At 46.1% G+C, this 13646-nt stretch carries 12 protein-coding genes, 1 tRNA gene and 1 pseudogene; 3 read left to right on the forward strand and 11 right to left on the reverse strand.

The features are described 5' to 3' along the window. Positions 1–75: 75 nt before the first annotated feature. Positions 76–744 carry a transposase gene (locus MIC7113_RS27005; protein ID WP_015185380.1) on the forward strand — a complete coding sequence of 223 codons (669 nt, stop codon included), beginning with the start codon at positions 76–78 and terminating at the stop codon, positions 742–744. A gap of 271 nt (positions 745–1015) precedes the next feature. Next, on the forward strand, positions 1016–4141 hold the full coding sequence (locus MIC7113_RS27010; RefSeq protein ID WP_015185381.1) for a CHAT domain-containing protein: 3126 nt from the start codon (positions 1016–1018) through the stop codon (positions 4139–4141). A gap of 218 nt (positions 4142–4359) precedes the next feature. On the opposite strand, the gene MIC7113_RS35580 is transcribed toward MIC7113_RS27010, so the two are convergent. From MIC7113_RS35580 to MIC7113_RS27065, 10 genes are all read right to left on the reverse strand, one after another. Continuing rightward, positions 4360–5801 (reverse strand): IS5 family transposase gene (locus MIC7113_RS35580; RefSeq protein ID WP_390463838.1). Its coding sequence is split into 2 segments (ribosomal slippage): positions 4360–5367 and positions 5370–5801, totalling 1440 coding nucleotides; the frame shifts between segments, so codons are not numbered across the junction. Beyond that, complete coding sequence (locus MIC7113_RS37805; RefSeq protein WP_015185382.1) at positions 5755–6198, reverse strand: hypothetical protein; 444 nt, start codon at positions 6196–6198, stop codon at positions 5755–5757. Before MIC7113_RS37805 ends, MIC7113_RS35580 begins: the two co-directional genes overlap by 47 nt. Before the next feature lie 94 nt (positions 6199–6292). Further along, on the reverse strand, positions 6293–6493 hold the full coding sequence (locus MIC7113_RS27030; RefSeq protein WP_041780240.1) for a hypothetical protein: 201 nt from the start codon (positions 6491–6493) through the stop codon (positions 6293–6295). Between the two features lie 20 nt (positions 6494–6513). Further along, entirely contained in the window at positions 6514–7068 is a 555-nt protein-coding gene (locus MIC7113_RS27035) for a hypothetical protein (RefSeq protein WP_015185383.1), read from the reverse strand. Positions 7069–7182: 114 nt separating this feature from the next. After that, positions 7183–8631, reverse strand: a complete 1449-nt coding sequence (gltX, locus tag MIC7113_RS27040) for a glutamate--tRNA ligase (RefSeq protein WP_015185384.1) — start codon at positions 8629–8631, stop codon at positions 7183–7185. A 122-nt stretch (positions 8632–8753) separates the two neighbouring features. Beyond that, positions 8754–9173, reverse strand: a complete 420-nt coding sequence (locus MIC7113_RS27045; protein WP_015185385.1) for a hypothetical protein — start codon at positions 9171–9173, stop codon at positions 8754–8756. 265 nt (positions 9174–9438) lie between these two features. Further along, positions 9439–9512: transfer RNA gene (locus tag MIC7113_RS27050), tRNA-Asp, on the reverse strand. Between the two features lie 147 nt (positions 9513–9659). Next, entirely contained in the window at positions 9660–11132 is a 1473-nt protein-coding gene (gene glgA, locus MIC7113_RS27055) for a glycogen synthase GlgA (protein ID WP_015185386.1), read from the reverse strand. A gap of 216 nt (positions 11133–11348) precedes the next feature. Further along, a complete protein-coding gene (locus tag MIC7113_RS27060) occupies positions 11349–12479 on the reverse strand; it encodes a kinase (RefSeq protein WP_015185387.1) in 1131 nt (376 codons plus the stop codon). 4 nt (positions 12480–12483) lie between these two features. Then, a complete protein-coding gene (locus MIC7113_RS27065) occupies positions 12484–12840 on the reverse strand; it encodes a DUF565 domain-containing protein (protein WP_015185388.1) in 357 nt (118 codons plus the stop codon). Positions 12841–13042: 202 nt separating this feature from the next. Here MIC7113_RS27065 and MIC7113_RS39100 point away from each other — a divergent pair. Next, a pseudogene (locus MIC7113_RS39100) lies at positions 13043–13264 on the forward strand (hypothetical protein); the annotation flags it as partial. Positions 13265–13427: 163 nt separating this feature from the next. Here the strand turns inward: MIC7113_RS39100 and MIC7113_RS27070 are convergent. After that, positions 13428–13646, reverse strand: a complete 219-nt coding sequence (locus tag MIC7113_RS27070) for a hypothetical protein (RefSeq protein WP_015185389.1) — start codon at positions 13644–13646, stop codon at positions 13428–13430.

The following is a 13646-nucleotide window of genomic DNA, read 5'->3' on the forward strand; positions in this document are numbered from 1 at the left end:
CCGAATGCTTTGCCCCTACAAATATTTTAAGAGATGAAAAAGCGCTAATCCGAGGGTTGCATCCAGGGGATAAATATGAATTATGACCCGGAAAAACATCATCGTCGCTCAATTCGTCTCAAAGGATATGACTATACACAGGTAGGTGCATACTATTTCACTATTTGTTGTCATCAAAAGCGATGTTTGCTGGGGGAAATCAAGGATAGTGTCATGCACCTAAATCTCGTTGGTGCAACTGTTAAAGCTGTTTGGGATAATTTACCCCATCATTTTCCGTTAATTGAATTGGATGCTTTCGTAGTCATGCCCAATCATGTACACGGAATTATCGTTATTATTGACAATCCTGGTAACTGCAACCCTAATCCTAACTCTAACCTTAACCCTAACCTTAACCATGACTGTAGGGGCGAAGCATTCGTGCCAGGATGTAACAACACATCACCAGAATTTTCATCCACGAATGCTTCGCCCTTTCCAGGATGTAACAACACATCACCACCTCGCGCCACGCAATCCGGTTCAATAGGAGCAATTCTTCAAAATTTTAAATCAGTAGCAACGCGCCGAGTTAACCGCATAACTCGGAATTCAGGAACATTATGGCAACGGAATTATCATGAAGAGATTATTCGTAATCAGAAAGCCTTGGAAAATATCAGGCGGTACATCGTGGAAAATCCTCTAAGTTGGGATGAAGATGAGGAAAATCCTCTTAAATTTAAACCCGAATCTTTCTAAGATTCGGATTGATGGTTTTGCCGCAGACAGGGCGAAGCATTCGCGTACAATCATCCAGGAATTGCCGATAAGTTATTTGCGCGAATGCTTCGCCCCTACACCTTGATAACTGAATATGAACGAAGAACAATGGCAAGACTGTCCAAATCCAAATCAAGGCACTGCTGAGTTGTTTAAGTGAAACGATCGGGTTATACCAGAATTTCCGGAGGTTTCCCCTGTCAGTCGTAGCTCTATCTAGAGACAACATCGGCTACGGGAGATTACGAAGGTGGAATGGGAAGTATTGTGGTTTAACTTAGGCTTACAACAATTTCAGGCAGGTGATTACCAAGGTGCCATGTCCTCATTTGATGAAGCCCTTGCTATCAATCCGAACAATCATCATGCCTGGATTTATCGAGGAGTGGCACTAATTCAATTGAAAAGGTATGAAGAAGCAATTTTTTCTTTGGAGAGTGCTATTAAAATCAATCCTAACAATCACCATGCTTGGTGTAATCGCAGTTCTGCTCTACAGAGTTTAGGTCTATACCAAGAGGCTCTCACCTCATCTAATCGGGCATTGGAACTCGATCCCGACTGTCCTACACTCTGGAAAATCCGAGGATGCATATTAGCAAATGCTTTCGGTCATTATGAAGAAGCGCTCAACTGTTTTAACTGTTTCCTGGTTTTCAATGCTAACGATTCTGAAGTTTGGCGCAATCACGGCACGGTGTTAAGTCACCTAGAGCGACACGAAGAAGCACTCGATTCCTATAGCCGCGCCTTAGCTATTAATCCCAATGAATATAAAACTTGGAGAGACCAAGGTGCTTTGCTACAGGAGCTAAACTTCTATGAAGAGGCGATTGCATCCTACGACAATGCCTTAGCTCTCAATAGCGATGACTACAAACTCTGGAATAATCAGGGCTTCTTGCTAATGCGCTTAGAGCGGTACAAAGAAGCGATTAGCTCCTACGACCATGCCTTGTTGATTAATCCTAATGTTTCCGAAGTTTGGTCTAACCGAGGTTTTGCACTGTGGAAGTTAGGTCGCTACGAAGAAGCGATTAGCTCCTACGATTATGCCTTGTCGATTAATCCTAATGTTTCCGAAGTTTGGTCTAACCGAGGTTTTGCACTGTGGAAGTTAGGTCGCTACGAAGAAGCGGTTAGCTCTTTCGACCACGCCCTGTTGATTAATCCCAACGATTCTCTGGTTTGGAGTAACCGAGGTTCTGCGCTGGATGATTTAAATCGCTACGAAGAGGCAATCTCTTCATGGGATCGTGCCTTAAGTCTCGACCCTGAGAATACTAGCGCCTGGTATGGTCGAGGAAATGCCTTAGAAGACTTAGAGCAATATGAAGAGGCAATTGCTTCCTGGGATCGTGCCTTGACCCTTAATCCCAACTTGCCAGAGTGCTGGACTAACCGTGGTGTTTTACTACGGAAATTAGGGCGCTATGAAGAAGCCATTGCCTCCTTTGACCATGCCCTCTCTCAGAACCCTAACTTCCCCGAAGCATATAACGCTTGGAATAGTCGTGGCGGCTCCCTAGCAGACTTAGAGCGATACGAAGAGGCAATTCCTTGTCTTGATCGTGCTCTGTGCTTGACGAACAATCAGATGTGGTCAGCTTGGCTCAATCGGGGGATGGCTTTCTTTAACTTACATAGCTACGAAGCAGCATTACAGAACTATAATGAAGGGTTGCAGTTTCTTCAACCAAAGATGCCTGGATATCAAGAGGGTTGCGGCATCTTGAATTATTTCAAAGGTAACGCCCACTATCGGCATGGACAGAAGCAGCAAAATCCCTTTCCTTACTGGCGTCAGGCAAAGAGAAGTTACAAGGAAGCTTTAGATTTCCTAAACGAGCCGAAGTTACGGGAGCGGTATCTTGAGGTTATGCAAAACATGAGCCGCACCCTTTTTGGCTTGGGACAAACACAAGAAGCTGAGGAATTATTGCGTGAAGGAACTGATCTATTACAGCGATTGATACAGGATACTCCTTCACCAGGAAAGAAGCTTCTGATAGCGCGGCAATTTGCTGGCTTTAACCAATTGCGTATAGATGAGCTAGTCCAATCAGGAAAACAAGTAGAAGCTATAGAGTTAGCCGAGGAACGCAAGAATGTTTGTCTTAGCTGGCTGCGCTACGGCTGGAGTGATACGGTACCCAGCCCCAAGTACCAAGACATTCAGAAACTCTTGAATTCCCATACGGCTGCAATTTACTGGCACGTCAGTCCAGCCGCCATCACTACATTTATCCTGAGACAAAACAAGTCACTTAAAACCTTTGTCCTGAGATATGACCAGCCACCGCATCTCCTCTGTGCGGAAACTATGCTGGACAACTCTACCTATGCTGCTGCTGCCCGCAAGTTGCAAGATTTAGAAAACTGGTTAACTCATTGGAAACAGGATTACAAAGATTACAAAGTTCAAGGAGAAAAGCGTTGGCGGCAGGAAATACCTACAAGATTAAATGAACTGAGCCAAATACTTAATATTGCCGAAATCTTACCCTATCTATGCGGCATTGACCAATTAATTTTACTGCCCCACCGCGACCTGCACCTGCTACCCCTTAATGCCCTGTTTCCTGAACGGTTCACCATCCGCTATCTACCCAGTGCTCAAGTTGGACTCGACCAACAACAGGTTCAATTTAAGGTTGTTGGGAAACGCCTGACCACATCTGTTTTAAACGTGGAAAATTCCCAGGAAAACCTACCCTATGCAGCCGTTGAGTCTACTGCGATCGCACAACTCTATCCCAACACCCAACACATCCGAAATTCAGCAGTTACTCAAGTAGCAGTTACACAAGCATTGCAGTCTGGGGCTGGAATCTTCCACTTTAGCGGTCACGCCAAACACGATCTAAACTTACCATCAGAATCATCATTGCATTTAACTCATGACGAACGTTTGACCTTGAGAGACATCTTCGAGTTAGATATGAGCAACTACAACTTAGTCTGCCTGTCAGCGTGTGAAACTGGTATGACTGGTAAACAAGGGCTAATTGATGAATTTGTGGGTCTGGCTAGTGGTTTTCTCGCTGCGGGTACTACTAATGTTCTCAGTAGCCTCTGGCAAGTGAATGATGTGTCTACAGCGTTTTTAATAATTCGGTTCTATGAAAATTTGCGAACTTGTCCTACAGTTGCGATCGCTCTTAAGCAAGCCCAAAATTGGCTGCGGAATCTAACCAGTGAGCAGTTTGAAAGAGTTCTAGCCCAATTCAAACCTCAAATAGATGAAATCTTTGCCCAACTACCAACGCCAAGACGTAGAATTGCTGAAGCATCTCTTCGACAAACCTGCGATCGCAAACCACATCCGTTCGCTAATCCGTACTATTGGGCTGCCTTCACAGCAACAGGATTTTAGGAGTTAGAAGATTTACAAAAATTCTTCACGCCAATTTTGATAACGTAAATTGCCAGTGGGGTAGCTAGTGCGACTGGAAAAGCACCAGTCGCTACTAGATATCCAATTAGGGCTTGCTGAATAAGTCGGCGAAAAACAACCGATGGATTAATCAGTTATTTAATCCTGGAATAATAATGAGCTTTTGTTGTTGTTAATTCCCACAAGCATAAGCCGAATTAATAGTTATCGAGAAAAAAGGCGTGATGTTGTGTATTGCACAAAAAAAGACAAAAAAACTGCCGTAGCAGGGTGGAAAGATTCATGACTAAAAAAGTGATAGCAATAGCCGTTTGAGAAGTATGAGGCAGTTTAGCCATGACGCGATTCAAGCTAAATCTTCGCTTTGAGATGCCAAATTTTCCTTCAATAGCATTGCGAACCTTCTCGTCGTCTAAGGCTTGTTTCTTTTTGTCTGAGCTGACATTAGCTGGAGGTCTGCCTAAGGGGGGGCCACTTATTCTAATCCCTCTTTCTTTACAGAATGCTCGATTCTCGCGATTTCGATAAATTCTATCTACATGTACTGATTCGGGATAGACTCCTGTGTGCTGTTTAAATGCTTCTATTTGGGCTTTTAAGTCTCCGGCTTCATTAAAGTTATCCCAGCTTATACGGTCTAAAAAGACATATCCATCTCTGACGCTTGCTGCTAGTTTAGCTCCAAATTCTACAGGTTTTCCGGCTTTTCCTCTCACAATTGGACGGATATGGGGCTGACTTAAACTGACTATTCTGTCGTCAATTCTCTGGGCTTTATTCTCATACATCCATTGCTGTTGACGGTAAACTTCCGCCACCACCAGCAAGCTCTTATATTGAGAGATGCTCAAACCCTCAAGTGCTTCTCCTGTCTGAAGGAGCTGGTCAATGTGTGATAAATTTCTTTTTATATATTTCAGTTGTTTTTTTATAGCTTTTCTTCTCTCTTTTCTTGACGATCTCCGTTTTTTGGCGACTTTCAAGTAATCTTTCCGAGCGAGGTTTCTATAAGTTTTTGGCTTTTTCTTTAGTCTCCCTTTTAGGGGCTTATAGAGAGTATCTATTATCTTTTCCGTTTTGACTCTGGCTTGATTTAATAGACCCAAGTCATTGGGATAGCTGATATCTCCTGGCGCACAGGTAGCATCCAGAATTAATTTCCCTTGATTCGGGCTTTCTCTTGTTTCTTGCCTTTCTGAGAGTGAGCTTTTTTTTTAGATTCCTCCTCTGTTTCTTCCTGAATCTTCTTTACCATTCTTTGATTTATTTGATTTACTAAATCAACATTTATCCTTTCTCTAAATCTTACCAAAAGTGAGGCATCATAAGGGGCTTCGTTGCTGTAATGCTTTCTCCCTATAAAGTATTGTAAGTAAGGGTTTTCTTTTATTTGTTCTACTGTTTCCCGATCGCTTATTCCTAATCTTTCTTTGATTATTAATGAACCCAATGCCATCCGAAATGGCAGCGCAGGTGCCCCCATATCAATAGAAAAAATTTTGGCGTATTCCTCTTCAAATTCATCCCAGGGTATCAGATTTGCCATGATTACCCAACGGTTATCTTGTGATAACTTTCCCTCAAAGGGCAGCTCAAAGTTTTCCGGTGGGGTCGGGCTTGAGGAAGCTTTTCTGTACATTTTCCCTGCTCTTGGTACAAGGATTTTGTGGGATTCTACCAGATTTCCTGGGAGCTGAACAACTTTCAAGACCGCTCAAACTATTTATAGCTAAGGGTTTCCGGTTTTTACAGCAAACCCCAATTAGAGCAGCCACCAATTCACGCGATAGGTCAGGTAACAATTCATCTTTAAATTCTTCTTGACAAATGACACGGCGGCATTTTTGAGCAAATCGATCTAGCCACTTTGGATCTGACCTGACTACTTCTTCTCCAGCATTGATTGCTAGCACATAAGCCGCCGCTTCCAAATCCCCTTCACACATCTCGATTTCGTCAAGTGCTGCGATCGCCTCCGGATACTCCGTCAATTGAGAGCGAAACTTCTCAATTTCTGCTGGTGTAACTGTAGTCATAAAGCTTTCCCTAGAATTAACCTATTCTTGCTCGATGCCCACAGCGTAACATTCCTGATTTCAATGAGTTTTAACTCGTAACTGCTCAAGAGATTTAATCATCTGGAAACTGCCAGCAGGAAATACGTTCCACCTCAGAACTACCACAGCTACAGACAGCATCAAACGAGGAGTCAACCCATTCAACGCCACAGGTGCGGCAGTAGCAAAAAATATTGTTGCGGTTAGCCTCCTCAATTTTTTGCCGCCATTCGCCAAATTCGGAAATGTCTTGTTCAGAGAAACTTTCTGACATTGGATGTTTCTTAACGCCCCCTAGCGCCGGAACGGGCCAGGATTGAGCAGCCGAACTTCACTGATTTTGATGATGTAGGGGTCGAAGTTGTTCTTATTGTAAGAACCGACCCATACTTTATAAATACCTGCCTGCCACTGACCCGCAATTCCAGGATTTTTGCCCTGGAAGTCATCGTTACACCAAGTTCCACCCGGCCCACTAATCACAATAGTAGTGTCCTTAGGACTTTCGACTTGCAGACTCAGGTAGTTGAAAAAGGCTTTCAGATTGATGGTGTGGTTCGGCGATTCATCCACAAAACCCACGCACGGACCCGTGGGCGTTTCTTTACGACCAGCCACCTGCGTCGCCGATACCGAACCGCCACTGATGCCCCGAAGCACCATAGGCTCTGGGGAAAACTTGGGTCCAATGGTAACATTCTCGAACATCGTCGGGGTGCGGGCTGGCTGGGCTTGGGCAGCAGTGCTAATCAAGACACTGGGTATCATTCCCAGCGCCAAGCAAGCCGTTAGGCTGAGCGGGGTTACCCAGCGAGAATTTTTGACAAATTTGGTGCCTCGTTGCTTCACTGGCTTGTATATTCTAACGGCTATGAACGGCTTTAATGTAGGCAGTGACGAGGATATCACCAATTTGGTTCCAATCAGCCTATGGCTCAAGCGTGAAGGTCATTCAGCCACGGTTCAGGCGGCCTGAGCTAATGCCTGTTGCAAGCGGGCTTTAGCGTGTCCCTGCTGGTGGAGAAGCACCCAAGATTGGATGAGGTCAGGGCCATTTACGTCACCCGTAAGTGCCGCACGCAGCGATCGCATCACCAATCCTTTCTTCACGTTCTTCTCTTTGGTCACCGTTTTAATAATCTCCTGAGCCTGCTCAGCCGTCAATTCCGGGTAATTACCAAGAGTATCAAGGATGGCTTGCACCACTTCAGCAGCACCCTCTTTTTTCATTTGCTCAATCGCCTCAGCCGTCAACTCCACTGACTCTGTAAACAGCATCCGGCTCATCTCCACCGCCTCCGGCAAGCGCGACAGACTCGGCCCAATCACCGCCGCTAGCTGTTCTAACCAGGCCCTTTCGCCCACTGGGTCAAATTCAAATCCAGCCTTCTGCCAGTAAGGAATCAGCAAATCCACGAGCTGAGAGGCTGGCATCGGGTGGATGTATTGACTATTAATCCAATCCAGCTTCGCCCAGTCAAACTTTGCCCCGGCCTTGTTGACACGCTCAAAGCTAAAGGCTTGTGCCGCTTCTTGCAAGGTAAAGATTTCCTGAGTCGAGTCCGGTGGCGACCAACCCAGCAACGTCATGTAATTCACAAGCGCTTCTGCCGTGAATCCCATGTCTTTAAAGTCCGAGATGGAAGTCACGCCATCCCGCTTCGAGAGCTTGGCTCCCTTCTCATTCAAAATTAAAGGTGTATGAGCAAACTCCGGCACCGCTGCCCCCAACGCTTCATAAAGCAAAATTTGTTTAGGGGTATTGGAAATGTGGTCTTCGCCTCGGATGACTTGGGTAATCTTCATATCCATGTCATCCACCACTACTGCCAAATTGTAGAGTGGCTGACCGATTTCGCCTTGCTTAGAGGCTCTAGCAATCACCATATCACCCCCCAAGTCGCGGCCTTTCCAGGTGAGTTTACCGCGCACTAAGTCGTTCCAGACAATTTCCCGGTCATCTTCAATCTTGAAGCGAATCACCGGTTGTCGCCCTTCGGCTTCAAATGCCGAGCGTTGCTCTGGGGTTAGGTTACGATGGCGGTTGTCATAGCGGGGGGCTTCTTTCCTCGCTTTTTGGGCTTCCCGCAAGGCATTAAGTTCGGCTTCGGTGGTGTAGCAGTAATACGCCAAGCCTTGATCTAAGAGCGTTTGAATCGCGCCACGATAGAGGTCAAGACGCTTGGATTGGAAAAATGGGCCTTCATCCCAAGTTAATCCCAGCCAGGTGAGACCATCGAGGATATTTTGGGTATATTCAGGGCGCGATCGCTCCAAGTCCGTGTCTTCAATGCGTAGAATAAACTGACCGCCATGATGACGGGCAAACAGCCAGTTAAAAACAGCAGTTCTTGCTGTACCGATGTGTAAGTTTCCCGTTGGACTGGGAGCAATCCGGACTCTAACAGTCACAAGATGAATCTCTCTAGTGTTACAAACTTAAGTATATTAAGCTATCACCTTTACAAGGTATGTAACCGCTCTCAAGAGGGTGAATTGTTCCTCTACATGGGTTGTCGTGGCTTGGCTTAATTTCACTTTGAAGGTACTGCTCTGGAGTAGCCCTTGGAACATACTGTTCTCAGCAACCTGAGACTGCCGGGAGCATCCGCCTTAATTTCGATTGCCTCAAGGACTCCATCTTTGTTCTGGATTTCGGTGTTCCATACCGGCCTCGACACAAGCTGTCCTCTACGGCAAGCACCTGTGAAGCCGATGCGTTCACGAGTTTCCACGCCATCGGTAATGCGATAAGCAAACCAGAGCCAGTTGCCAGCCTGGGGTTTTGTTTGTACAGAGTTCACATTCAGGGATAAGATATCCCCTTTTTGGGTTTTACCCATTGTCAGCCAACGTTCGCTAAGCTCAGATTCTTGTGCGAACACTGGACTCATACCAGGAAGTGCGATAGCGAATAGGGTCAAGGCTGTTGTCAAAGTTGTGACTAGGCGCATTGTTAATGTCTTCGTATGAGTGGGTGTGTGGCAAATACCCCTGCGTTTGACTCATCCACTGGGTATCTGAGCCTCTGGCTCAAACCCTAACTGTTACTCCAACAGCCGATGGAGTCATTCCTGAAAGTTGCGCCTATCTTTCAAGAAGCACATTGATCGATCACCCATGGGCAACCCTCAAGGACAGCTTTACCTGCAAGAATTAGCATTTGCCTGCACTGCTGAGCGGACATGAACTAGCCGACTTACTTATTACTCTTTTTTACGGGACTGACGGGGCTCGAACCCGCAACTTCCGCCGTGACAGGGCGGTGCTCTAACCAATTGAACTACAGTCCCAATTTTTGCGCCTTAATTTCGCGCCTCTCTCATTATTCATACCTTCTCTGAGTTTGTCAACTTCTTCTTCCAAAGAAATTTTAGGGAATGGACTGGAGGGGGTTTAGGGCGCACAGCCGTGCGCCCCTAAGGCAATGGGTATTTGTGTTATTTGTGCCGAATTCGCTCGTAAATCTCCAAATAGTCCTTACCTGGGTGGTTCCAGGAGTAGTCGTAGCTCATGCCTTGAGTGACGAGTTTGCGGAACTCTTCGGGGTATTGATACCACAACCCAATTGCCCGATCCATTGCCGATTCCAGGGCATAAGGGTCTGTGTCGTAGAACACATAACCATTACGCTCTTCCGGTAGGTATTTTTCATCGTAGTCTCGGTCAAACACGGTATTGACCAGACCCCCGACTCCCCGGACAATTGGCACGGTGCCGTACTTTAACCCGATCATCTGAGTCAGTCCACAGGGTTCGTAGTTGCTGGGAACGACAATCATATCCGCCCCGGCATAGATCAGGTGGGATAATTCTTCGTTAAAGCCAAGCTCCAAATGAACGTCAGGGTTATCGTTCAAAACGCGCTTTTCATGCTGGAAATGGGCATTAATTCCTGGTTCTGTCGCTGAACCCAAGAGTACAAATTGTGCATCCCGTTGGAGGGCGTAGTAGATGGCATGATGGACGAGGTGAACGCCTTTTTGATCATCTAAACGACCGATGAAAGCAATCAGGGGTTTATCGACATCGCGCAGCAAAAGCCTCTCCCGCAGGGCTTTTTTATTCTTGGCTTTGCCTTCTAGGTCTTCCTGGGTGTAGTGATGAGGAATGTAGCGGTCGATTTCGGGATTCCAGAAATCATGATCAATGCCGTTGAGTACCCCGGTAAACTTATCCTGGTACACATGCAAGGTGTGACCTAATCCATATCCAATCGGGGTGAAACGAGCTTCCCAGGCATGGTGAGGCGAAACGGTGGTTACGGCGTTGGAGTAAACAATGCCCCCTTTCATGAAGTTCAAGGCAAAGGGGTTGAAGTTGTCACGTAGGCGATCGTACTGGAAATAATAAGATGGGTTATTTAATCCTGTTGCCCACAAAACTTCGGTACCACCCATTCCTTGATGTTTGAAGTTGTGGATGGTGTAACAAACCCGTTGATTTCCCATCTCATACTTGTAGTTTTCAAACAGCATGACGGGAACTAAGCCAGTTTGCCAGTCATGGCAATGGATTACATCAGGTCGCTTATTGCTCTTTTGGAGAAATTCCAAAGCAGCTTTACTGAAGAAGGCAAAGCGCATATTGTCATCATCGCAACCGTAGTAACAACCCCGGTTGAAAAAATTATCTGGAGAGTGGGGTTCAATAAAGAAACACAGCCGTCCATGTACCCAACCACAATAGACAGAACAGTGGATTGCGCCGCCATACCAGGGTACCCATAAATCACGATAGGCATCATGGAGTCCCCAAATATGGTCGTACCTCATGCAGTCGTACTTGGGCAGAATCAGTTCAACTGTATTCCCCCGAATTTCTAACTCTCGACTTAGTCCGTAAACGACATCCCCTAATCCTCCAGCTTTGATGACGGGAGCGCACTCAGAGGCGATTTGTACGATATACATTTTTCCTCCTGACTCAGTAACAAAATATTTTCTTAATTTCACAAAAGTATATATATTCTGGGGAAATACGCAACCTGATCTTTGGGAATAAACAGCAGATCACAAGCGCAGCCAGCAGAAGTTGGATGATTGCTCCGGAAAGCTCGGTTTGTATGTATCGTTAAGCCCCAAAAAGTTGCGCGAGCATTTCCAGAACTGCGATGTACATTTCTGCTTCTAAGAATTGCTGGGTTGATAAATGGCACCGGGAGTATGGTCGGGATCAATTTCCACAACTAAGTTTACATAGCTGGGATTTTTAGTGAGTGGCGTAATGAACAATTCTGGGTGTAATGATTTCCAGAAATACTCGACAAATCGATCAATTTGTGAATCCGTCATTCCCGATTTTCCCGTCGCCATCATTTGCTGTTCCGCCTGACGCCGCCATTGTTGACTGAGATGATAGTCCGTTGGGTAGAGCAGCATCAAGCGATCTAATCGTTCCCACAAGGGTAAATAGTCCTGGAGTCCCTGATTCATATCACGGGCAAATGCCTGATCCGCAAGGGTTTGAATCGGTGGGGGGGTGGGATCGTCAAAAATCGCTGGGTTAATCGGTCGAACTCCTACAAACCATCCTTCAAAGAGAACAATATCTATCCCTTCTACCGGTTCGGGAGTCGTGCGATCGCCGGCACCCTCCCAGGCCGATTTATCAAAGCGAGGGACAAGGATGGGGTGAGGTCGGTTGGGTTGACGCAGTTGGTCTAATAACTCTATACCCAAATCAACATCATGGGTTCCGGGTGGCCCGCGCCAAATTAGGCGGGGGTCTTGTTCTTGGAGTTGTTGCCGTTCGGCGTAAGTTTTGTAGAGGTCATCGAGGGAAAGACTGAGGGTGCGGTAGCCTAATTGAGCAAGAATTACACTTAAAACCTCTGTTAGGGTCGTTTTGCCCGTTCCCTGTCCACCTAAGATTCCTTGGATCACAGGACGCCCTAGTTGTTGCTTTAAGGTCGCCAGTTGTAAGGTAAAGGGCAGCCAGAGGGATACCAGGGATAAGAGGATTTTGGAGGGGGAAATTGCTTCGGCTTCTCCGTGGAGTTTGGTTGGAGGATGAAAAGATGGGAGTGAGAGGATATCTGTGTAAACGGCTGGGAGCAGATGGGATAGCGAAGTGTTTTCAAGAGGCGATCGCCCCTGAAGCAGCTCTGCCACACTAGCTGGTGTGAGACCAAAAGCCTTTGTCCATTGCGGTAATTTTAGTGCCTCAGTGGCTAGGTGTTGCCACTCCAAATTGCTTGGAGTTTGTCCTGCTGTCCAGTGGTTGAGGATTTGAACCAGTGAGGTATCCGCTTGGGACATACTCTCAAGATCCGAGCTTAAAGGCTTCTACAAACATGCTATAAGTCATACCAATTTTCATAGCATTGAGGATTTGAGTCAACAGTGAAAGCCCACGGGAATTTTCAGTTAATGGTCTCCCTTGCGGACTTTTAGCATACACAATCCAGCTAATCATTTCGGTAAACAGAATTAAAACGCCAGCTCCTACCAAATCCAACTTAGCGGCTTGCCCTGCTGTCGCTGGAATCGCAGAACCGAGGAAAGTTCCTAACAGCAGGCTCATTAAGACTAGCGAAAGGTGCCGCCAAGGATTAGCAAACCATCGCCCAAATCTTGCCAAGGCTCCATTAATCAGATTATTGAGACGGGTATTCTGCATGGCTTGACCGGGCGGGATTGTTTTAATTTACACTGTCGATTGAGCCACAATCACCGGATATTTCCTCTATATCCATCATTGAACCACCGAGTGAGCCAGTTGTCGAACAAGCTGAAAAACCATCGATTAGCTTGCCAACCTGATCGGAAAGCGCCGTAAAACCCCTCACTTAAAGGAGCGGGGGATATATATAAAGCGGGTCGGCGGTAGCCAAGGTTTAATTCTTTCATAGCCGCAAGATCAGCTTAAACTCAAAAAGGGAGACATTCTCCTTGCTTTCGCTCAGGATGGCTCCCGTGTCTATTGGAGTCCCGATGTAGTCGGCAAAACTCCTTTACCTGTATGGAATTCACAAAAAACAGAATGGCAGTTGGTTCTTACACCAGCACCAGAACGCGATCGCAGCCGCAGCAGTCCTCGATAATTCCTGAGAACCCTGCTTTCTCCGCCCTATGCCTCTGGAATTTGTCAAGAGGGTGTCTGAAAAATCGTCCTCAAAAACAGACCCAGTTTTAGTCGGGACGCGATCGTTAGGGAGATTAATCAAGGCTGTCACTCTTGAAGAAAATGTTATGAACAGTCAGGTTCTAGAGGTCTCGAATACCAATCTCACCTAATTTCTGTTGTACCTGTTTATCAAGTTCTTGGCTGGCTCGAAGATTGCAGAGTCGTCCATCAATCTCTTGCTTCGTTGTTCCCAGCTTCTGTTCAGCTTCTTCTCTGATTTTTTGAATGGATTTTGTCTTTAATCCTTTCGGACAAGCTTGCTGCTTATGCTGTAGCAGGTTTTTTTTGTTCTTGATCAT

This window comes from Allocoleopsis franciscana PCC 7113 (genome assembly GCF_000317515.1).
In the GTDB taxonomy this organism is placed as follows: Bacteria; Cyanobacteriota; Cyanobacteriia; order Cyanobacteriales; family Coleofasciculaceae; genus Allocoleopsis; species Allocoleopsis franciscana.